Origin of the sequence: Haematobacter massiliensis (assembly GCF_000740795.1) — a bacterium.
GTDB lineage: Bacteria > Pseudomonadota > Alphaproteobacteria > Rhodobacterales > Rhodobacteraceae > Haematobacter > Haematobacter massiliensis.
Genome location: NZ_JGYG01000004.1, coordinates 39,613 through 59,733 on the forward strand (window position 1 = coordinate 39,613; position 20,121 = coordinate 59,733).

Below are 20,121 nucleotides of genomic sequence, written 5' to 3' on the forward strand. Positions count from 1 at the left end.
GCCTGCCCAAGCTGCGTCCTCCAGACGGAATGCCGCGACGGCGCAGGAAACATGCCCCGGCAGGGGTGCCGGAGTGGGAGCTGCCCCTTGGTCGGGAGGCAGCTCCGCCTGCCGCAGCGCCCCGGAAGCCCAGACGCCCCTGACACCTCGCGATACCCGCCACGCGAGGCGAAGAGGCGGAACTCCATGCCCGCGTTCGTGGCGATCGGAGTCCCCTGCAATCGCCGGTCCATGGCCAGCGCGTCCGGCCACGCCTCAGCGGGACGGCCGTACTCGAATGTGCCGGGGGGATCGGCAGCCACTCCCGCGGCAAAGGCTCCGAGCGCTTGCGCAGGGCGCCCGCCATGACTCATCGCCCCCTTCCGCGACCGGCTCGAACCGTTTGCGCAGGGCGCCCCTATCCCCATCACGGCGCAATCTTCCGGGCAACCGGCTCCAAGCGCGGGTGCAGAGCGCCCGCTCATCGAGCACGGCTTCCCCGCCATGACGGATGACGCCCCCTCGGCTGTCGCCCTCCCGCGGACGCGGCCGCCGTCATCGTTCCGCCATGTTTCCGCAGCCGCGCTGACATGCGGAGCCGCTAGCAGGAGGCCGGCTCAACCCTTGAAGGAGTTCCCCGGATGCGCCCCTCTACCGCCACGGCAATGGCCGTCGCGCTCACCGCGCTTGCCGCGCCCGCTCTCGCCGAAGAAACCTTTCCCGCCACGCTTGCCGGTCATGCCGTCCTGCCCGCCTTCACGCTGATCGCCCCGCCCGCCGATGCGCCGCGCGACCTCTGGGTCTCGGGCAAGTTCACCGGCCCCGCACGGAACGATCACCCGATGAGCGTCGCGGGCGATGTCGGCAAGGCCTACGGCAGCCATCCGACCGGCCTCTCCCTCCCGTTCCTCGGCCAGCCGGTGCAGGGGATGTCCGGCCTCGCCATGAACCGCGCGCCGGACGGAAGCTGGTTCACGCTCACCGACAACGGCTTCGGCACCAAGGCAAACAGCCCTGACGCCATGCTGTTCTTCCACCGCCTCGCGCCCGATTTCGCCACCGGCAAGGTCGCGCGGCTGGAGACGGTGTTCCTCCGCGATCCCGACCGCAGGGTGCCCTTCCGCATCGCCAACGAGGGCACGGAAAGCCGCTACCTGACCGGCGCGGATTTCGACCCGGAGAGCATTCAGTTCCATGACGGCGCGATCTGGATCGGCGAGGAGTTCGGCCCCTCCCTCCTCCGTGTGGCACCCGATGGCCGCATCCTTTCCGTCCATCGCACAACGCTCGACGGCGCCACGCTCTCCGGGCCGGACAGCCCCGGCGTGACCGTGCCCGCCGAACCCGGCAAAGGCTTCCGCGTCCAACGCTCCGGCGGGTATGAGGGGATGGGCCTGCAACCCGGCACCGGGCTGCTCTGGGCCATGCTCGAAAAGCCCCTGCTGGCAGAGGGCGGCAAGCCGGAGGGCGACTTCCTCCGCGTGATGACCTTCGATACCGCCGCGGGTGACTGGACGGGCGACAGCTACCGCTTCCGCCTCTCCGAAGGCGCGACGGCGATCGGCGACGTCAACTTCATCGACGCCACCCGCGCGCTGGTCATCGAGCGCGACAACGGCGAAGGCGACGCGGCCCGGGCCTGTGCGCCCGGGTCCGACAGCTGGTCCGCCTGCTACCCGCAACCGGCCAAGGTGAAGAACATCGTTCTGGTCGATACCGCCAGCGTGGATGACGCGGGATACATCCGCCGCATCGCCCATGTGAACCTGCTCGACATAGCGGACCCGGAGGGCAAGGCGCTCCCGGCCCACAAACCCGCCGAAGGCCCGTTCACCTTCCCGTTCTTCACAATCGAGAACGTGGCCCGGGTGGACGAGACGCATATCCTCGTCGCGAACGACAACAACCTGCCCTTCTCCGGCGGGCGGCAGATCGGGAGTGCGGCGGATAACGAGTTCATCCTGCTGTCCGTGCCGGAACTGCTGGCGGCACGCTGAACGCCAAAACGCCCCGGATCGCTCCGGGGCGTTGCCTCTCCTGCGCCGCTGGGAGCGTCAGATGAACATCTGCCGCAGCTTCTGGGACGCGAGATCCATCACCGACACCGTCAGCACCACGATGATCAGGATGGCGGAGGCTTGCGGGTAGTAGAAGCCGCGGACCGCCTCGAACAGCACCTGCCCGATCCCCCCTGCCCCGATGATGCCCAGCACTGGGGCGGAGCGGATGTTGGATTCCAGCCGATAGAGCGAGAAGGAGATCCACAGCGGCAGCACCTGCGGGATCACCCCGAACACGATCTGCTGCACGCGGGAGGCGCCGGTGGTGCGGATCGCCTCGACCGGACGGGGGTCGATCGCCTCCACCGCCTCGGAAAAGAGCTTGGCCAGCACGCCCGTGGTATGGACGAAAAGTGCCATGACGCCCGCGAAGGGGCCAAGGCCCACCGCGACCACGAAAAGCACCGCGAAGACGATCTCGTGGATGGCGCGGAACAGATCCATCAACCGGCGGACCGGCTGCAGCACCCACCACGGCGCCATGTTGTGGGCCGAGAGAATGCCGAACGGCACCGACAGGACCACGGCGAGGAACGTCCCCCAAAGCGCGATCTGAATGGTGACGATCATCTCCTCCAGATAAAAGCGCCAGGCGGAAAAGTCGGGGTGCAGGAAGCCCCTCGCATATTCCGCCATGTTGCCCGCATCTGTGAACAGATAGGTCCAGCGGTCCATCTCCGCCGCCTGCCATGACAGGGCGAGCGCGAGCGCGAGCCCTCCCGCAAGAGCGAAGCCGCGCCAACGGGTTGCGCGCGTCTCGGCGGACTCAGCCGGGAGAGAGGGGGTGGCGATGTCGTGCATCTCGTCCTTCCGTAGATTAGGCCCGTCGTCGAGCCATGTTCCTTGCTCGCCTGCCACCGCTCCCCGGCAGAGGGTGCGCTGGCAGGTCATCGCAGAGCGCGCGCCGATGGTGCAGAAGGGCCCCGCAGAACCGGACCGCGCCGCGCTGCCGGCAACCGTATTGTCACAGGGCTGGCAGGCGCCCGGGCCTGCGATTTCCTGCTCCCGCGCTTGGCCCCCGCGCACGGCACATCGCCCGCATGCAAGCTCCACGCTCCCACAGGAGCTGAGAAGCTAGGGAAGAGTTGGCCTCCCCCTGCGCGTGCCCCGCGCCCAATACCCTCGTCTTCGCCACGAGCCGCGCCACAGTCTCGCGCCTGCTCAACCGGTAGTCACTTCGCCGCGGGGGCAAGCCACAACTCCGTCTGCGCGACGACCGATCTGGCCGCGCGCAGGATCGACAGTCGAACCCCGGCCTCGTCTTTCCTGCGGAGCTGCCCGCGAACGAGAACCCCTGCTTCACCGCTCCGGCCGCAAGGGTTTCTTCGCGTCGATCGCGCCGCCCCCGGTTTCCCGCGAGCGGCCGCCGGGGCGATGCGCACCATGTCACGCCCCGGGTCCGGGCAGCCCGCCCGCGTGCCCCGCGTCAGCCGGAGGTGGCCAGCTCCGCCTCGTACTTGGCCTTCCGCGCATTCAGTTCCTCCAGCTTCGCCGCCTTGTCGGCCGCCGAAAGTCCCTGGTCCGCCTCGACCTGCACGATGGATTTCTGAAGCTCCATCACCCGGATCGGCAGCAGCTGCGCATCGGAGGAGGGCCGGAAGGGTGCCCATTTCAGCCCGGCAAGAATCTCGCGCTCCCGCTTGATATCGCCTTTGGACTTGTCGGTGCCGTAGGTCAGAAAGAAGGTCCGCACCTTCTCCTTGGTCTCGGCGTCCATGTCCTTGCGCCAGACGATCGGGTCGGACGGGATCAGCGGGGAGCGCCAGATCTCGCGCAGCTTCGCGAATGCCGCGGGCTGGTTCTGCTCGATGAGCGCGAGGCTTTCCGTGTTGTTGGCCGCTGCATCCACCTGCTTGTTGGCAACCGCCATGGCGTTGCTCTCGTGGTTGGCATTGGTCACATTGCGGAAGCAGGTCTTGGGGTCGATCCCGCGTTGCGCAAAGACAAAGGTCATCGGCACCAGAAAGCCCGAGGTGGAGTTCGGGTCGCCCAGACCGAAGTTCATGGTCTTGTCGCAGGTGAGCAGATCGTCAAGCGTCTGCACCTTGCTGTCGGCGGGAACGACGATCACCGACCAGTAGCCCGGCTCCCCCGTCACGGCGACCGACTGGACGAAGACCTCGCCGTCCGCGCGGTCCACGGCCTCCATGGCGGACTTGTTGCCATACCATGCCATCTGCACCTTGCCGAAGCGCATGCCCTCAATGATCCCGGCATAGTCGGAGGCGAAGAACGGTTTCACTTCCAGCCCGGTCTGTGCCTCCATATCGGCAAGGAAGGGCTCCCACTGCGTGCGCAGGTTCTGCTGGCTCTCCGTGGAAATGATGCCGAAATTGATCGGATCGGCGGCAAGCGCGGGGCCGGTCAGGGCGGCGGTCAGCGTCAGCGCCGCGGCGGCCTGCAGGAAGGCTTTCATGAGGGGTCTCCGTTTCATGCAAGAGTAAGGACCGGGGCGGCCGCCGCGGCGGGCGGCGCCTCCGGCAGAACCAGTTCCTCCGAGGCAGCGCCATAGAGCTCCGCGAGGAAACCGTTGTTGAGCGCGGTCGTCGGCCCGTCATAGACCACGCGGCCATCGCGCATCGCGATGGTTCGCCGACAATAGCGCCGCGCATATTCGACCTGATGGAGCGAGACGAGCACCGTCATCCGCTCGCGCGCGTTCACATCGGCCAGCACGTCCATCACCCGCCGTGCAGAGGCCGGGTCCAGCGCCGATATCGGCTCATCCGCAATCAGGATGCGCGCCTTCTGCACCAGGCAGCGCGCGATCGCCGCCCGCTGCTGCTGTCCGCCCGAAAGCGTTGAGGCGCGCTGCCCCGCCACCTGCCCGATGCCAACGCGGGAAAGCGCGGACAGGCCAGCCGCCTTCTCCTCCGCCGTGAAGATCCCGAGCGTTCCGCGCAACCGTGGCACCCGGCCCAGATGGCCCATGAGCACGTTCATCAGTACAGACATGCGGCCGACGAGATTGAACTGCTGAAACAGCACCGCCACAGACCCGTCCGGGCGCGAGAGCATCCGGCCCTCTTCCTGCCCGGCGCGGCCCAGCACCCGGACCCGACCGGTGTCAGCCCGCTCCAGCCCGGCGATATGGCGAATGAGGGTGGATTTGCCGGAGCCGGAGGCGCCAATCAGGGCGACCATCTCGCCCTCGGCGATCTCGATCGTGACGCCATCCAGCGCCTGCGTGCGCCCGAAGCGTCGTGAAAGTCGGTGGGTGCTGATCGCCGTCATGCTGTCTCCGGGCCGTCGCAGTTTGTCGCGGCGGAAATTGACGGCAAAGCATGTGCGTTTCGTGTCGGAGAGATGTCACTCGCGTGACGATTGCGGCGGTCTGCCCACGATCAGCGCCCTCCCCCCCGGCGCGACCCGTGCCAAAGCGGCCTCGATCCGGGCGAGGAAATGCGTCTCTATATATCGCGCGTGGAAATCGCTCGGCGCCTCCAGCAGCAATTCGTAGTCCCGCCACTCCGCGTGCAGCGGCGCGAACCACGCGCGGTAGCGGCCTGCATCCTCGGCCCGCAGCAGGTCCGCGACCGCGGCCCACACCGGCCCCGCCTGTCCGGCCTCCGGCCCGTCTGGCTGCGGAAAGGGGATGACCTTGACATCTGCCGCCCCGCCCGACGGCGCATCCCCGTCCAGCCGCTGCACGAGATCCGGCCCCACGCGCTCCCAGACCAGGCGGGTATCCTCGAGTATCCGGCGGATTCCCAGCCCGTGCACGGCCACCCTGCCCCGGGCCGCGGCGCGCCGTTCGATCAGCCAGCCCCGGGCGCGGAACGCCGCCATCTCGCGCTTGACCGTCCGGGGATCGACGGACCACAGCTTCGCGATCTCCTCCTGACCGATCGACAGCGTATCGCTCTGCCAGTTGTAACGCGCCGTGATGAGGCAGATGAGGCGGAGCGTCTGCCGCTGCAAGGTCTTGTCCTGCGACAGGGCATAAGTGCCCAGCACGGTCAGCAGGTCATACTTATACGTGGCGCTGCCGCGCCCCACCGCCTTGCGGATCAACATCGTTCTGCCCCTTCGACGGTTGCCCCGCCTTCGCCTTCGGCTTGCTTGCGCCGGATGCCAACGCTGCTCGGCGGAGATGTGGGAACTGCGTCCTTGTGCTCCTCCAGACGGTGACTGCCAACGCTTTTCGCCAGATTAACGCCATTAGCGTTGTCTGCCACGATTCTGTCAAGCAGCCTCTTTCCGAGACGGCGCCCTGATCTGCCCCAGATGCGTTAAAAATCGGTTCCACTGGTATTGAGGGACACCCAGTATGTCACCCCAATTCAGGATAATGTCCCCTCAACTGCTAGCGGATGCCCGGGTTATGTCCCCCCATTGGCAGCTTCCGCTGCCGTTCGGAGGCATTCGCCAGACCCTCCTCGCCCTGCTGGCAGCGAATCGGGGGGCGCTTGCAAAGCCCCAGTGTGGCAAGGGGAAAACGACTTTCCGCTATTTGCTGGGTTACTGTAACTTATATTTTGCGGTTCACGCAAATCCCGCGTAATTCTGATCCTGATGATAATTTACGTTCAAAGAATGGATGCCATCTATGTTCACTCATGAGGATCTGGCCGCCCTTCAGGCGCAGTCGCTGAAGATGCAGGGGCACATTCGCCGCCAGACCTTCTCTCCCGAGCATGAGAAGACACTCCGCCGCTTCTCCAGCTGGGAGGTGTCGGAGCTGATCTTTCGCATCAATCAGTCCACCTTCCGGGGCAGGCTCGCCCAGGACCCCGACCTTCCCGGCGGGGAAGTTGAGGAGGATGGCCGGCAGCGCTGGTTCTCGCTGGCGGAGATCAACGAGCTGCGGCGCAAGATGAAGGTGAACCGCGCCTCGCTGATGCCCCGGCGGCCGGTGCGCAAGCGGGCGATCCGGGTTGCGATCTCCAACTTCAAGGGGGGCGCGGGCAAGTCCACCGTGGCGCTGCATATGGCGCATGCCGCCGCTCTCGATGGCTACCGCGTGCTGGTCATCGACTTCGATCCGCAGGCGACGCTCACCCATTCGATGGGCCTGCATGACGTGAGCGAGGAGCTGACCGTCTGGGGGATCATCGCTCGCGATCTCGTGCATGAGACGGAGCGGATGAACGCCGCGCCGCGTGCCGCTGAAACAGGAACCGCCCTGCCCCAACGCCGCCTGCCCTCTTCGGTGCGCGATCTGGGCATGGGTGATCTCCGCATCGGAGACTTCATCAAGCCGACGGCCTGGCCGACGATCGACATCGTCCCCTCCTGCGCCAATGCCGCCTTCGTGGAGTTCGCGTCCGCCCAGTACCGGCACCTCAATCCCGACTGGTCCTTCTTCGCGGCCGTCTCCCGCTATCTGGATGCGCTGCCCAACGAAGCCTATGACCTCATCATCTTCGACTGCCCGCCGGCGATCGGGTATCAGTCGATGAACGCGGTGTTCGCGGCCGACGTGCTCTATATCCCCTCCGGGCCGGGGTACTGGGAATACGACTCGACAACGTCTTTCATCGGTCAGCTGGCAGAAGCGCTGGCGGATCTGGCGACCGGCTTCGACGGCACCTTCCCTGCGGGGAAGATCGGCCTTCCCAAGGCCTTTCTCGACCTGCGCTTCCTCATGACCCGCTACGAGCCGAACAACGAGCTGCATCGCGCCATGTATCAGGCGTTCCGCAAGGTCTTCGGCGATACCGTCGCGCGGGAGCCGATAGAGATGACGCGGGCGGTGGAGCAATCCGGCCGCTTCCTCTCCTCCGTCTATGAGATAGACTACCGCTCGATGACACGGGAGACGTGGCGCCGGGCGCGGACGTCCTTTGACCGTGCCTATGAGGAGTTCAAGGACTGCTTCCTGAATGCCTGGGACAAGCTGGAGGACGCGGAATGAAGAAGCGCCGCATCTTTGATATCGACCTCCCCGATGAGGAAGCTCCGGGCTTCCCCGCGGGGAAGGAACGCGACCCGAAGCCCGGGGCAGGGGAGGGCGATCGGAGCGACGCGGCGCGCCGCTCGCCGATGGCCGCGGCAATCACCGAGAACGCTGGCGCGCTACGCGAGCGCCGGGTGATCGAAGAGAAGATCCGGGCCGAGAATGATGCGCTGGCGGAGGAGCATGTCCGGCTGAAGAAGCTCGGCTTGATTGTCGACACCATCCCGCTTGATGAGATCGACGCCACGAAGCTGATGCGGGACCGCGCCCGCGGAGATGACCCGGAACTGGAGGAGTTGATTGCCTCTCTGCGCGACATTGGTCTCTCCAACCCCATTCGTGTGGAGCGGCGGGCAGACGGGCGCTACGAGCTCATTCAGGGCCACAGGCGGTGGACGGCGTTCAAACGGCTGCTGGAAGAGACGGGCGACAGCGAGCGCTGGGGGCGGATCCCTGCGGGCATCTCTGCCCAGGGGGAGGAGCTTGAGCGTCTTTATCGGCGCATGGTCGATGAGAACCTTGTCCGGAAGGACATATCCTTTGCCGAGATGGCGATGGTTGCCCTGCATTATGCGGCCGATCCCGGGACGGCGGAGACGGACCCTGACAAGGCAGTCGCGGAGCTGTTTCACTCTGCGGGCTACCAGAAGCGCAGTTATATCCGGCAGTTCATCCGGCTCATGTCGCGCCTTGGCGATGATCTGATCCATGCGCGGCACATCCCGAGGGCGCTGGGGCTGAAGCTCGCCACCGTTCTGGATGAGCGTCCCGAGCTTGTCGCCCAGATACGGAGCAGCCTGGAGAACTGGGACAACCGATCCGTTTCCGACGAGCTGGAGGTGCTGCGCAACATAGCCGGGGAGGGGGTGGACAATGGTGAGGCGCCGGTGAGCAGCCGGACAGCTTCGGCGCAAGGCCCGGCGGGAAGGGCGAAGACCACGTTCCAACTGACCTCACGGCTTGGGGTGGCGAAGTGCATGGCGGCGAACGGCCGGCTGGAGATCAAGCTGCCACGGGACTTTTCCTCGCTCGACCGGCGGAAGCTGCAGGCAGCCGTGGCGCGGATGCTCGATGAGTTGTCATGATCTTCCCCGGGGGGAAGGTGGTTGGGCTTGCTTCCCGCCACCTTTTCACGCCGGAATGCAGGCTGGCATGGAGTACCGATAAGCGCAACTTATCGGTAGTAACGAGGGTAACAACGTAAACCGTGTGTAGTGCGCATAATGGGATAATAATGCGCCTAATGGAGATCATCCAGCGCTGAAAATATACCCGCAGAAACTGGCATGGCAGGCCGAACCGGAGCACCACATGCCTTGAGGCAGGGTGTGTTGTGATGGAGACAGGTGATGGCCGCGTGCTCCAGCATCAGAATGCCGCCCCCGGCGCCTATCACCATCGCGGTCACCACAAACCGGTGACGCGCGCGCTCCGGCGCCAGAACTTCGCGGCGCCTGCCGGGAGACGACGGTTACTGCACTGGTGAAACCGCGATCAGGGCAAAGCCATCGGTTGACCGAGGGATAATCTGGGGATGCCGGGGGCGGAGTTGCCCCGAATCGATCCGGGGAAAGGAACCCGTTTGCGGCGCGCCAACCTTCTCGGGGCGGATCGTTGCTGCGCGCAAGCGCGTGACCGGCCGACGACGGCCAACGGGCGCATCGGATCAGAACCGCATTTCACTTTCCGTCCTTCGTCGCCGCGCGGATCAGGCTACCCCATGCGTTGCATGCCTCCGCTCTCCCGCTGCCCCCGTATCACCACCCAAAGGGCGTCGATCGCGGCGGGCGGTATCCGGCCGACATGCCGGAACAATTCCCGATCATGGTAGAGGGGCATCGAGGACCGAGGCTTGCTGAAAGTCGCAGATCGAGACGCCTCGCTGGCCCCCGCACGTCATTCCGAAGACGTTGCGGTTGAGAGCTGGATCGTCGCCGGTGGCCACGGGTAACGACCGGGAGCCGAGATTCCGGCCGGATCGTCGTCACGACGTCACAAAGCCGGTCTATTCCCGCCGCACGACCGAGCACACGCGCCAGGAGACGATATGACCGAGCTCAGCCAAAGCCAGATGTTCCGCACTTCGAAGCTGGAGGAGGCGGATGGTCCCGGCCTGAACCCCACCCAGAACCGGACGATGGGCGACATCATCGCCGCCCGCTTCTCGCGCCGCAGCTTCATGAAAGGGTCCATGGCGCTTTCGGCCATCGCCGCGACCGTGTCGCCGGTGGCGCTGCTGGCCGCCGATGAGGCCCGCGCCGGCACGACGGGTTCCGCGTTCAACTTTCCCGAGGTCGAGGCCGGCGTCGATGCCGACCACCACGTCGCCGACGGCTACGATGCCGATATCCTGCTCCGCTGGGGTGACAAGGTGTTTGCCGACGCTCCGGACTTCGATCCGACCCGGCAGAGCGAGACGGCGCAGGAGCGTCAGTTCGGCTACAACAACGACTTCGTGGGGTTCATCCCGCTGGACGGAGCTTCCGATCGCGGCCTGCTGGTCGTGAACCACGAATACACCAACGAACACCTCATGTTCCCGGGCGTCGTCACTATCGCCGAGGGCAAGGTGAAGGTTACGCCCGCGACCCAGGAGCGCGTGAATATCGAGATGGCCGCCCATGGCGGCACGATCATCGAGATCCGCAAGCAGGACGGCAAATGGCGCCCGGTGCTGGACGCGCCGCTGAACCGCCGCATCACCGCCAAGACCGAAATGCGCCTGTCGGGCCCGGTGGCAGGGACCGACCGGGTGAAAACCTCCGAAGATGCCAGCGGGACGCGGGTCTTCGGGACGATCAACAACTGCGCCGGCGGCGTGACGCCGTGGGGCACGTACATCATGGCCGAGGAGAACATCCACGGCTACTTCCTGGGGGAATTGCCCGCGGGCCATCCCGAGGCGGAGAACTACAAGCGCCTTGGCGTGCCTGCGGGCGACTATGATTGGGGCAAGTTCCACAAACGCTTCGACATCGCGCAAGAGCCCAATGAGCCGAACCGCTTCGGCTGGGTGGTCGAGGTCGACGTGATGGACCCGAACTCCGTGCCGAAGAAGCGCACGGCGCTTGGCCGCTTCAAGCACGAGGGTGCGGAAAGTGTCGTGGCCGCAGACGGCCGGGTCGTGTTCTACCTCGGTGACGACGAACGCTTCGACTACGTCTACAAGTTCGTGACCGCGGGCCGGTACAACCCGAAGGACCGCGCCGCGAACCTCGACCTTCTGGATGAGGGCACGCTCTACGTTGCGCGCTTCGACGAGGGCGGGGGGATGGAATGGCTGCCGCTGATCCATGGCCAGGGCCCGCTGACGGCAGCGAACGGATTTGCCTCGCAGGCCGATGTGCTGATCGAGACCCGCCGGGCCGCCGACCTTCTGGGCGCGACGCCGATGGACCGGCCGGAGGATATCCAGCCGAACCCGGCGACGGGCCGCGCCTATGTCATGCTCACCAACAACACGCGCCGGAAGGAGGCGAACGCCGCCAACCCGCGCCTGAACAACGCCTTCGGCCATATCGTCGAGATCATCGAGGCGGAAGGCGATTTCACCGCGACGACGGGGCAGTGGGAAATCCTGGTGCAATGCGGGGATCCCTCCGTGGCCGAAGTCGGTGCGACCTTCTCCACCGAGACGACGAAGAACGGCTGGTTCGGCATGCCTGACAACGCCGCGATCGACGCGGACGGGCGGCTCTGGGTCTCTACCGACGGCAACTCCATGAAGGGCACCGGGCGGACGGACGGGCTCTGGGCGGTCGATACCGAAGGGCAGGCGCGCGGCACCTCGCGGCTCTTCTATCGCGTTCCGGTGGGCGCCGAGATGTGCGGCCCGTGCCCGACCGAAGACATGACCACGATGTTCGTGGCCGTGCAGCATCCCGGTGACGGCGGCGACGATTGGGAAGGCCATGGCCGCCCGTCGTACTACGAAGACCTCTCCACCCGCTGGCCCGACTTCCGCGATGACATGCCGGTGCGTCCGGCGGTCGTTGCGATCACCAAGCGCGGCGGCGGCCGGATCGGCTGAGCCGGTTTTCGGGAGATGACGGCGCGGCGGGGGAAGTTCCGCCGCGCTGTGGTTCCGGTGCGGATCGGGTGACTTCCGGTCACTGGCGGGCGAGGAAGGCCGACACGCGTGCAAGGCCGGCTTTCAGGATCTCGGGATTGTTCGCATAGCCGATCCGCACATAGCCTTCCATTCCGAAGGCGGATCCGGGTGTGAACATCACGCCCGTCTCTTCGATCAGCGCGACGCAGAAGTCGCGGGATGGCATCGGCAGATCGTAGCGAATGAACGCGGTTGTGCCCGATCTCGGTCTGACCCAGGACAGTCGCGGCTCTGTCTCGATCCATTCGGCCAGAATGGCGAGATTGCCGCGCGTGATGTGCTGCGACCGGCCAAGCACGCGGTCGCGGTTTTCCAGCGCAAGCGTGGCGAAATGATCGTCGATGACACCCACGCTGATCGTGTCGTAGTCGCGGTGGATCATCACCTCCTCGATCACGGCGCGGGGGGCCGCGATCCACCCGAGCCGAAGTCCGGCAAGGCTGTAGGCCTTGGACATTCCCGCCGTGCTGATGCCTTTCTCGTAGATGTCGGCCATGGAGGCGGTCATCCCCGATCCCTCCTGATCGGTGCCGCGATAGACCTCGTCGCAGAGCACCCAGGCGTCGACAGTGCGGGCGATTGCGGCGATCTCCTCCAGCATCGGGCGCGGGATGAGCGCCCCGGTCGGGTTGTTGGGGTTGGTAAGCGCGATCATCTTCGTGCCGGGCACCACCAGCTGCCGCAGAAGGTCCAGGTCAGGCAGCCAGCCGTTCTCCTCGCGCAGGTGCAGCAGATGTACGTCGGCGCCAATGCTCTCAGGTATCGAATAGTGCTGCTGGTAGGTGGGTACGACGGAAACCACGCGATCGCGGCGGTCGACAAGTGATCGGTGTATGAGCATGTTCGCGCCGATCGTGCCGTGGGTCACGATCACGTTGTCGGGCGCCTGCTTGTCGTAAAGCGCGCTGATCGCCTCGCGCAGCCGCATCGATCCGTCGATGGCGCCATAGGTCATCTTCAAGGGCAACAGCGCGGACAGGTCGGTCGCATTTTGCCCTGTCAGGTCAAGAAGCTCCGCGATCGTCAGGCTCTCGACACAGGTTTCCGCAAGATTGAGATCACATTTCGTCTCCCATTCATTCATCCAGATTTCGACACGGAAAGGTTCGATCTTCATCTGCTTCACCTCGTACGGAAGAATGTCCTGTCGCTGCAGGAGGGGCACCGCCCACAGTGGTCGCCACAGCGATGCCCCGATCCGGGTCGGCGTGCAACCTTTTCAGCCGCGGTTCCGGAGGGTTTCCATGCCTCGTGAGGGATGCATGAAGGGAGGATGCTCCGCATGGCATCGGATGGCGGAACGACAGGCTGCGGATGGCAGAACGACAGGGGGGGCGACGCTTCCCCTTCTTCCGCCCCGAACGCGTTGTATGGCGGCGACCTGCTCGCCGAACACGCGTGCGCCAAGCGTGCAAGGCTTCGCCCGATGGGTCGAAGCAGCCTTTCCCTTCGCCGCCGCGCGCCATTCCAGATCGGCCAGGGGCATTCACACCGGCCGCTGGACCATGATCCGGGTGAAGACCCCGGACATAGGCGTCTCCGGCAACGACGCTACGGCCATCGCGGCATCGACGGCCGTCCGGCTTTGGTTGCGCCCGAGTTTTGATGCTGTGTCTCAGCTTGCGGGAGAAGCCGGGGAACGGGGGCCGGCGGATGGAGATCTGCCCCGCGGCCGTCGCGCGTCGGATGCCCGGCGGTGGGCATCCGAGACCTGTGGGAGATCATGCAGGGGCCAGATATGGCAGCGCGCGCGGGGCCTAGATGCCGTGCAGCCGGGCGGAGATCCGCTGGCGCAGCGCGACGAAGGCCGGATCCTCCCGCCGCCGGGGGCGGGGCAGGGGCACGGCGACCTCCTGCCCGATGCGCCCCGGCCGGGGCTCCATGATGACCACGCGGGAGGCCAGCACCAGCGCCTCCTCAACATCATGAGTGATGAGCACGACGGTGGAGCTTTCCCGTTCCCAGATCGCCAGAAGCTCCTCCTGCAGCCGCGCGCGGGTCAGGCTGTCCAGCGCGCCCAGGGGTTCGTCCAGCAGCAGCACCGGCGGGCGCGGCGCCAGCGCACGCGCGATGGCCGCGCGCTGCGACATGCCGCCGGAGAGTTGATGCGGCAGCGCGGCCTCGAACCCGCGCAGCCCGACGAGCGCGATCAGCTCCGCCACCCGTGCGGTCTTCTCCGCCTCCGGCCCCGGCAGGGAGCGCAGCGCCAGCGCGATGTTGCGCTCCACGCTCAGCCAGGGCAGCAGGCGGTGGTCCTGAAAGACGATACCGCGGTCCAGCCCCGGCCCGGCCAGCGCCGCGCCATCCAGCGTGATATGTCCGGCATCGGGCCGGTCCAGCCCCGCGATCAGCCGCAGAAGCGTGGATTTCCCGCAGCCGGAGGGGCCGACGATGGCCAGGAACTCCCCCGCCGCGACGGTGAGCGACACGTCGCGCAGCGCCTGCACCTCGCGCCCGCCGGCGCGGAAGCTGCGGCTGACGCCGTGCAGGGCGACTTCGCCCGCAGCGGTGCGGGGACGGGGAAGGGTCAGCGTGTCTGCCATGGGACCACCTTGTGCGACAGGGAAACGATGAGCCGGTCGAGCGACACCCCGATCAGCGACAGCGCCAGCACGCCGAGCAGCACCCGGTCCATCCGAGCATATTCCCGCGCGGCGGCCAGATAGGCACCGATCCCGTCGCCCATGCCGTTGATATAGCCGGTGCCGATCAGATATTCCGCCCCGAAGGTGCCGTGCCAGGCGACGTTCATGGAAAGCTCCACCCCCGCGAGGATGGAGGGCAGCGCCGCGGGCAGCACGATGGTGGTGAGACGCGCGCGGGGCGAAAGCTCCAGCGCCCGGCCCAACTCGCGCCAGCCCTGCGGCACGTTCTGGCAGCCGGCCTGCGCCGCCAGCGCCATGGGAAAGAAGGCGCCGAGCGCGATGAGCGTGATCTTCATCGCCTCGCCATTGCCGAGCCAGGCGGAAAGGAGCGGGATCCAGGCAAAGAGCGCGATCTGCCGCAGGCTGGCGATGCTGGGGTCGAAAAGCCCCCGCGCCACCCCCGACGTGCCGAGCGCCACACCCGCCAGCAGCCCCGCCGCCCCGCCGATGGCCCAGCCGGTCAGCGCGCGCGCCAGCGTCGCGGCGGTGGCGCCGGGCAGGCTGCCGTCGGCCATGTCGGCGGCGAAGGTCTCCGCCACCCGGGCGGGGGAGACGAAGAGCCGCGCATTGGTCAGCCCCGCCGCATCCAGCCCCGCCCAGAGCGCGATCAGCGCCGCGGGCAGCAGGAGCGCCTTCCAGAACCGGTGGGAAATCTCGGTGGTCATGGCTCAGCCTTCTGGAACGACCAGCCGGTCGCGCGCCGTTGCAGCCGCCAGACCGCCTGATCCAGCAGCCAGCCGACCAGACCGATGGCGATGATGGTGGCAAAGACCACATCGAGTTGAAACGCCTTGCGTCCCCACATCATCAGGTAGCCGAGCCCCGCTGCGGAGGAGATCATCTCCACCAGGATCAGCGCCTTCCACCCCTTCGACAGCGCCAGCCGCAGCCCGGTCAGCAGATGCGGCAGGATCGCGGGCAGGGTGACGAAGCGCAGCCGGTCCAGCCCGCTGAGGTTCAACGCCGCGGCGACTTCGTCGTATTTCGCAGGGCGCGAGCGCAGCCCCTCCTGCGCGCAGACCATCAGCGGCAGGAAGCAGGTCTTGGCGATGAGGATGATCTTCAGCGCCTCGCCGATGCCGAAGATCAGCATGAAGAACGGCAGCCAGCCCAGCGACGGCACGAGGCAGATGGCCCGCACGGTCGGCGCGACATAGGTGTCGAGCCCCCGCGACAGCCCGAAGGCCAGCCCCGCCAGCAGCCCCAGCCCGCCGCCCATGGCCACTCCGGCCAGAACGCGTTGCAGGCTCACCCCCAGTTCGGCCGCGAGTTCACCGGAAGCGATCAACTCCCGCGTCGTGTCCCAGACCAGCGCCGGGGCGGGCAGGATCTGCTCCGCCAGCCATTCCTGATCCACCGCGAACTGCCACAGCAGCAGCAGCGCCAGTGGCGGCAAGAGGCCGAGCGCCGCCCAACCCACCCGGCGCAGCGCCCCCGTCAGCGCGGGGGAGGCGACGACGGTGCTGGGAAGCGCCGGGGTGACGTGCTTGAAGCCGATGTCGGTCATGGCTGGTCCCTCTCTCTTGGTGCGGCGCGGGCCTTATGGGGTCAGCCGACCGCCTTGCCCGCGGCATCGCGCGGGGTCCAGACGGTGCCATAGCCGAGCGCGTCGATCGTCCGGGTGAGCGGCCGGTCGTCGATCCATTCGGCCACGTCGAAGGGCCGCCGCACCAGCCGGGTTTCCAGCGTGAACTTCAGCCCCTCCTCGATGTTCGAGCGGTAGAAGCCGTCGAGCAGCGGCGTGTGCCGGTCGGCCAGCGTGTCGCCCGCGTAATCCTCCACATAGCTGTCGCGGGGCGTGCCGGTCAGGGCGAAGATGTCGAAGACCTTGTCACGGTTCTCCTCCTGACTGCCCCAATGCGCGGCCTGCACGAAGGCGCGCAGCACCCGTTCCACGATCTCCGGCTGTTCGGCGGCGAATTTCTCATGCACGGTCAGCGATCCGAAGGTGGAGCCCGGCGCGGGCGTGCCCTTGGTGGTGTAGAGCACCTTCGTCAGGCCCTGCTTCACCGTGTGCAGCGTGCTGTTGCCTTGTCCGACGATCACGTCAACGTCGCCGGTCTGAATGGCGGAGATCTGGTCGGCGCCCTGAATGTCGTAGAGCACCACATCCTGATTGGTCAGCCCGACGCTTTCCAGAATGCGGTTCAGCGACAGCTCGAAGATCGTGCCGCGCTGAAAGGCGACCTTGCGGCCCTTGAGCTCGGCCAGCGAATTGATCCCCGCCTCCGGCCGCGCGACCAGATAGGTGGGGGAGATGCCGGAGCCTGCCAGCACCTTCGTCGGCACGCCCGCGCCGCGGCCCACCAGATTGGGCAGCCCGCCGTAGGAGGCGAAGTCGAGCTGGCGGTTGGCCAGTGCCTCGTTGATCGCGGGGCCGGTGCCGCGCGGGAACTGCCATTCGATGGCGATCTTGTCGGCCTCGAACTCCTTTTCCAGAAGTTCCAGCCCGCGCAGCAGGCCGATGGTGGCGTTGCCATAGGGCTTGCCGGAGGCATTGCCGGGCCCGGCGAGGCGGATCACCTCCACTTTCGTCCCGGCGAGGGAGAGGGAGGGGGCGGCCAGCGCGCCGAGGGCGGCGGCGGCGGCAAGGAAGGTGCGGCGGGAGACGGTCATGGCTTTTCGTCTTTCGGTTCGGGTCCGGCGATCGCCGGAGGGAAGGGGAAAGGGCGTTGCGGCCCAAGGGAAGGGGTGGCCAATGTTGAAGCGACCCGGATCGAGGTAGCCCGGGTCGAGGGGCCAGGTGATCCGGGGAGCCGGGGTTCGGAAAACCGGTGACGGCGGGTGCTCCCCTTCGCGCCGGAGGGAGGAGGGGCGCAGGTATATGGCCGCAGGCGCGACGATACGCGGTCCGCGCGGTCGGCGGGGCCTTCAGCGCAGGCGCTGCATCACCTCCGGCGGGGGGGCGATGCGGCCGCCCTCTGCCCAGCCGACCGCGCGCCGGTAGCTGCCGAAGAGGTCGCGCCGCTCCAGCTCCGCCTCCGTCACGCCGGTGGCATGGTCGGCGTCGGGGTCGACGTAGAGTGCATCCTCCGGGCACCACACTTCGCACATGAAGCAGGTCTGGCAGTCGTCCTTGCGGGCGATCACCGGGATGCTGCCCTTCACCGCGTCGAAGACATTGGTCGGGCAGGCGGTGACGCAGATGTTGCAGCCGGTGCAGCGGGTGGCGGAGATGAGCTCGATCATGCCGCCAGAACCTCATGCGCGGGCGAGGCGGCGGGCGCGGTCGTCGTCCAGACTTCATCCAGCCCGCCGGAGAGGATGTGGTGGCGCTGCGCCTCGTCCTGGCCGGGGAAATCCTCGCGCTTGTGCATGCCCCGGCTCTCCGTGCGGGCCAGTGCGGAGCGATACATCCACCGGGCTGTCGCCAGCATGGCGATGCCTTCGCGGGTGCGCACCGCCTCGGCCCGCGTCGCGGCATCGGCGCCGTGCAGCCCCGCCCACAGCCCATCCAGACGGGAGAGCGAGGCGGAGAGCCGGTCGCCGTGCCGCTGATAGGTGTGCTCGTAGGGCAGCACCTCGCCCCGGACGGCGGCGATCAGCGCCTGCGCGTCGATCGGCCCGCGCGCGCCGTCCCGCAGGCCGAGCCCGCCGGAACGGACCGCGCCGCGCCCGCGATGGGCGCGCGCATGGCCCGCCGCCCCGGCCCCGGCCCAGAAGCCGGAGGACATCGCCCAGGCGGCATTGTGGCTGCCCCCGCCGGTGAAGGCGCCGCAGATCAGCTCCCGCGTCGCGGCATCGCCCGCCGCGTAAAGCCCCGGCACCGTGGTGGCGCAGGTCTCATCCACCAGCCGGAGCCCTCCGGTGCCGCGCACCGTCGCCTCCAGCCGCAGCGTGACGGGGAAGCGGTCGGTGAACGGGTCCAGCCCCGAGCGGTCGAGCGGCAAGAAGAAGTTGGGCTGGTGGTGGCGCATGGCGCGCTGCTCCTCCGCATCCGCGGTCAGCCGGGCATAGACCGCCCGCCCGCTACCCAGTGTGCGGGCGATGGCGGACCGGCCGCCCTTCGACGCCGCCCCGGGGATGGGCGAGCCGTCGGCATAGGTGAATTCCGCCCAGTCGTAGAACCGCGTCTTCGTCACCGACCCGTTGGCCAGCGCCATCGCGTAGGAAGAGGAAAACTCCATTCCCGACAGATCCGCCCCCAGTTCCGCGGCCATCAGATAGCCGTCGCCGGTCAGCACATTGGTGCCGAGCGCGCGGGAGAGGAAGGCGCAGCCGCCCGTCGCGATCACCACGGCGCCGGCATGGACCGTCCAGACATCGCCGCGCTGCCGCCGGATGCCCGTCGCCCCCGCCACCGCGCCGGAGGCGTCGCGCAGCAGCTCCAGCGCCGGGGAATGGTCGAGGATGCGCACCCCCGCCGCCTTCACCCGTTTGCGCATCAGCCGCATGTAGTCCGGCCCGTCGAGCGAGGTGCGCACCTGCCCGCCCGCGCCGTCGTCCAGGAAGGGAAAGCCCCAGTCCGCGAGCAGGTTGACGTTCTCATAGGTCCGGTCCAGCACCCGGCGCATCCATGCGGGATCCGCCAGCCGCCCGCCGAGGTCCCAACGGCTGTTCATCGCCTTGGCGCGCCGGGCGGGATCGGGCGGCACATACCACACGCCGGTGCCCGAGGGCGCGGTGGCGCCGGAGGTGCCGCAAAAGCCCTTGTCGGCCAGGATCACCCGCGCGCCCTGGCTCGCCGCGGAAATCGCAGCCCAGGTGCCCGCGGGACCGCCGCCGATCACCAGCACATCGGCATCGAGATCGCGGCTCGCAATGGAAAGGGTGGAACGCTCTGTCACAGTCACCTCCTTCGGTTCGGGCCCAAGGTGGCGCTATATGTATAGTAAGTAAATAGACAATAAGAAGTGATTTTGCGGCCCCCGCAGGCGGTTTCTTCCTTTCCCGAAAGGTTGCGCAGCAGGTTTTCATTTCAGGCGCGGGTCAGTGGCGGGGCAACGACCTGTCAGGCGCGCCTCGTCTCCCACCTCCGCCGCTATCGCAGCGCGCGATCCCAGTTGGGCCGCCAGCATCCAGACCGGCACGACCGGCGCGGCGAGACGGGACGGGGCGTCATCCAGCTGGGCATCACGCCACGGGCGGGCGGGCGCCTGCAATGTTGTCTTGGCCGGGCTACACGCTGTTACAGATTTCGGTATCCGTTGCGGGTGCCCGCTTGGGCGCGGGCTGGCGCCTGTGTCGACGGCGCTTCGGATGGCGCGGCCTGAAGGCGGTTACCGCCGCTTCACCAGCCCGCGCGGCGCCTAGGGACGGGCGGAATCCCCGGAGCGCAGTGGTTAGGGCTGCACGCAGACGCACCGGGTGCCGATGGTGCCCGAACCGGCCGACCTGGTTGCCGGCTTTGCTGCCGCATTCGCCATGCCGCCCCTTTCGCCGAAGAAAATATCCGCGACCGCGTTGACCGAGGCCGGTAGCGCTTCC

15 protein-coding genes are annotated in these 20,121 nt (G+C 67.4%); 4 read left to right on the top strand and 11 right to left on the bottom strand.

Annotated elements, in window-relative coordinates; translation table 11 throughout:
- Window positions 1-620 precede the first annotated feature (620 nt).
- Entirely contained in the window at window positions 621-1,976 is a 1,356-nt protein-coding gene (locus CN97_RS08150; RefSeq protein ID WP_035709694.1) for an esterase-like activity of phytase family protein, read from the top strand.
- 57 nt (window positions 1,977-2,033) lie between these two features.
- Here the strand turns inward: CN97_RS08150 and phnE are convergent, their stop codons facing one another.
- From phnE to CN97_RS08170, 4 genes are all read right to left on the bottom strand, one after another.
- Complete coding sequence (gene phnE, locus CN97_RS08155) at window positions 2,034-2,840, bottom strand: phosphonate ABC transporter, permease protein PhnE (protein ID WP_035709696.1); 807 nt, start codon at window positions 2,838-2,840, stop codon at window positions 2,034-2,036.
- A 625-nt stretch (window positions 2,841-3,465) separates the two neighbouring features.
- The gene (phnD, locus tag CN97_RS08160) at window positions 3,466-4,455 is read right to left on the bottom strand and encodes a phosphonate ABC transporter substrate-binding protein (RefSeq protein ID WP_035709698.1); all 990 of its coding nucleotides are present in this window, start codon (window positions 4,453-4,455) and stop codon (window positions 3,466-3,468) included.
- 14 nt (window positions 4,456-4,469) lie between these two features.
- On the bottom strand, window positions 4,470-5,273 hold the full coding sequence (locus tag CN97_RS08165) for a phosphonate ABC transporter ATP-binding protein (RefSeq protein WP_035709703.1): 804 nt from the start codon (window positions 5,271-5,273) through the stop codon (window positions 4,470-4,472).
- 75 nt (window positions 5,274-5,348) lie between these two features.
- Entirely contained in the window at window positions 5,349-6,056 is a 708-nt protein-coding gene (locus CN97_RS08170; RefSeq protein WP_035709704.1) for a DnaA N-terminal domain-containing protein, read from the bottom strand.
- A gap of 532 nt (window positions 6,057-6,588) precedes the next feature.
- Between CN97_RS08170 and CN97_RS08175 the strand changes: the two genes are divergently transcribed.
- The 3 genes from CN97_RS08175 to CN97_RS08185 all read left to right on the top strand — a co-directional run bounded on the left by CN97_RS08175 (window position 6,589) and on the right by CN97_RS08185 (window position 11,968).
- Window positions 6,589-7,896, top strand: a complete 1,308-nt coding sequence (locus CN97_RS08175) for an AAA family ATPase (RefSeq protein WP_035709705.1) — start codon at window positions 6,589-6,591, stop codon at window positions 7,894-7,896.
- Complete coding sequence (locus tag CN97_RS08180; protein ID WP_035709708.1) at window positions 7,893-9,023, top strand: ParB/RepB/Spo0J family partition protein; 1,131 nt, start codon at window positions 7,893-7,895, stop codon at window positions 9,021-9,023. Before CN97_RS08175 ends, CN97_RS08180 begins: the two co-directional genes overlap by 4 nt.
- A gap of 962 nt (window positions 9,024-9,985) precedes the next feature.
- On the top strand, window positions 9,986-11,968 hold the full coding sequence (locus tag CN97_RS08185) for a PhoX family protein (protein ID WP_035709710.1): 1,983 nt from the start codon (window positions 9,986-9,988) through the stop codon (window positions 11,966-11,968).
- Between the two features lie 79 nt (window positions 11,969-12,047).
- Here CN97_RS08185 and CN97_RS08190 read toward each other — a convergent pair whose 3' ends face one another.
- From CN97_RS08190 to CN97_RS08220, 7 genes are all read right to left on the bottom strand, one after another.
- Window positions 12,048-13,166 (bottom strand): aminotransferase, encoded by a 1,119-nt coding sequence (locus CN97_RS08190; RefSeq protein ID WP_035709712.1) that lies wholly within the window; start codon window positions 13,164-13,166, stop codon window positions 12,048-12,050.
- 640 nt (window positions 13,167-13,806) lie between these two features.
- Window positions 13,807-14,592, bottom strand: a complete 786-nt coding sequence (locus CN97_RS08195; protein WP_051911074.1) for an ABC transporter ATP-binding protein — start codon at window positions 14,590-14,592, stop codon at window positions 13,807-13,809.
- Complete coding sequence (locus CN97_RS08200) at window positions 14,577-15,359, bottom strand: ABC transporter permease (RefSeq protein ID WP_035709715.1); 783 nt, start codon at window positions 15,357-15,359, stop codon at window positions 14,577-14,579. Before CN97_RS08200 ends, CN97_RS08195 begins: the two co-directional genes overlap by 16 nt.
- On the bottom strand, window positions 15,356-16,201 hold the full coding sequence (locus CN97_RS08205) for an ABC transporter permease (RefSeq protein WP_051911075.1): 846 nt from the start codon (window positions 16,199-16,201) through the stop codon (window positions 15,356-15,358). Before CN97_RS08205 ends, CN97_RS08200 begins: the two co-directional genes overlap by 4 nt.
- A 41-nt stretch (window positions 16,202-16,242) precedes the next feature.
- Window positions 16,243-17,310, bottom strand: coding sequence for an ABC transporter substrate-binding protein (locus CN97_RS08210; protein ID WP_035709717.1), 1,068 nt, complete (start codon window positions 17,308-17,310; stop codon window positions 16,243-16,245).
- A gap of 255 nt (window positions 17,311-17,565) precedes the next feature.
- A complete protein-coding gene (locus tag CN97_RS08215; RefSeq protein WP_051911076.1) occupies window positions 17,566-17,883 on the bottom strand; it encodes a 4Fe-4S dicluster domain-containing protein in 318 nt (105 codons plus the stop codon).
- Entirely contained in the window at window positions 17,880-19,481 is a 1,602-nt protein-coding gene (locus CN97_RS08220) for an FAD-dependent oxidoreductase (RefSeq protein WP_211253657.1), read from the bottom strand. Before CN97_RS08220 ends, CN97_RS08215 begins: the two co-directional genes overlap by 4 nt.
- Window positions 19,482-20,121: the final 640 nt, after the last annotated feature.

Bases quoted from the DNA above. Each gene is read 5' to 3' on its own strand.
- CN97_RS08210 (WP_035709717.1), bottom strand. From the start codon at position 17,310: ATGACCGTCTCCCGCCGCACCTTCCTTGCCGCCGCCGCCGCCCTCGGC.
- CN97_RS08190 (WP_035709712.1), bottom strand. From the start codon at position 13,166: ATGAAGATCGAACCTTTCCGTGTCGAAATCTGGATGAATGAATGGGAG.
- CN97_RS08195 (WP_051911074.1), bottom strand. From the start codon at position 14,592: ATGGCAGACACGCTGACCCTTCCCCGTCCCCGCACCGCTGCGGGCGAA.
- CN97_RS08185 (WP_035709710.1), top strand. From the start codon at position 9,986: ATGACCGAGCTCAGCCAAAGCCAGATGTTCCGCACTTCGAAGCTGGAG.
- CN97_RS08150 (WP_035709694.1), top strand. From the start codon at position 621: ATGCGCCCCTCTACCGCCACGGCAATGGCCGTCGCGCTCACCGCGCTT.
- CN97_RS08170 (WP_035709704.1), bottom strand. From the start codon at position 6,056: ATGTTGATCCGCAAGGCGGTGGGGCGCGGCAGCGCCACGTATAAGTAT.
- CN97_RS08165 (WP_035709703.1), bottom strand. From the start codon at position 5,273: ATGACGGCGATCAGCACCCACCGACTTTCACGACGCTTCGGGCGCACG.
- CN97_RS08180 (WP_035709708.1), top strand. From the start codon at position 7,893: ATGAAGAAGCGCCGCATCTTTGATATCGACCTCCCCGATGAGGAAGCT.
- CN97_RS08205 (WP_051911075.1), bottom strand. From the start codon at position 16,201: ATGACCGACATCGGCTTCAAGCACGTCACCCCGGCGCTTCCCAGCACC.
- phnD (WP_035709698.1), bottom strand. From the start codon at position 4,455: ATGAAAGCCTTCCTGCAGGCCGCCGCGGCGCTGACGCTGACCGCCGCC.
- phnE (WP_035709696.1), bottom strand. From the start codon at position 2,840: ATGCACGACATCGCCACCCCCTCTCTCCCGGCTGAGTCCGCCGAGACG.
- CN97_RS08215 (WP_051911076.1), bottom strand. From the start codon at position 17,883: ATGATCGAGCTCATCTCCGCCACCCGCTGCACCGGCTGCAACATCTGC.
- CN97_RS08175 (WP_035709705.1), top strand. From the start codon at position 6,589: ATGTTCACTCATGAGGATCTGGCCGCCCTTCAGGCGCAGTCGCTGAAG.
- CN97_RS08200 (WP_035709715.1), bottom strand. From the start codon at position 15,359: ATGACCACCGAGATTTCCCACCGGTTCTGGAAGGCGCTCCTGCTGCCC.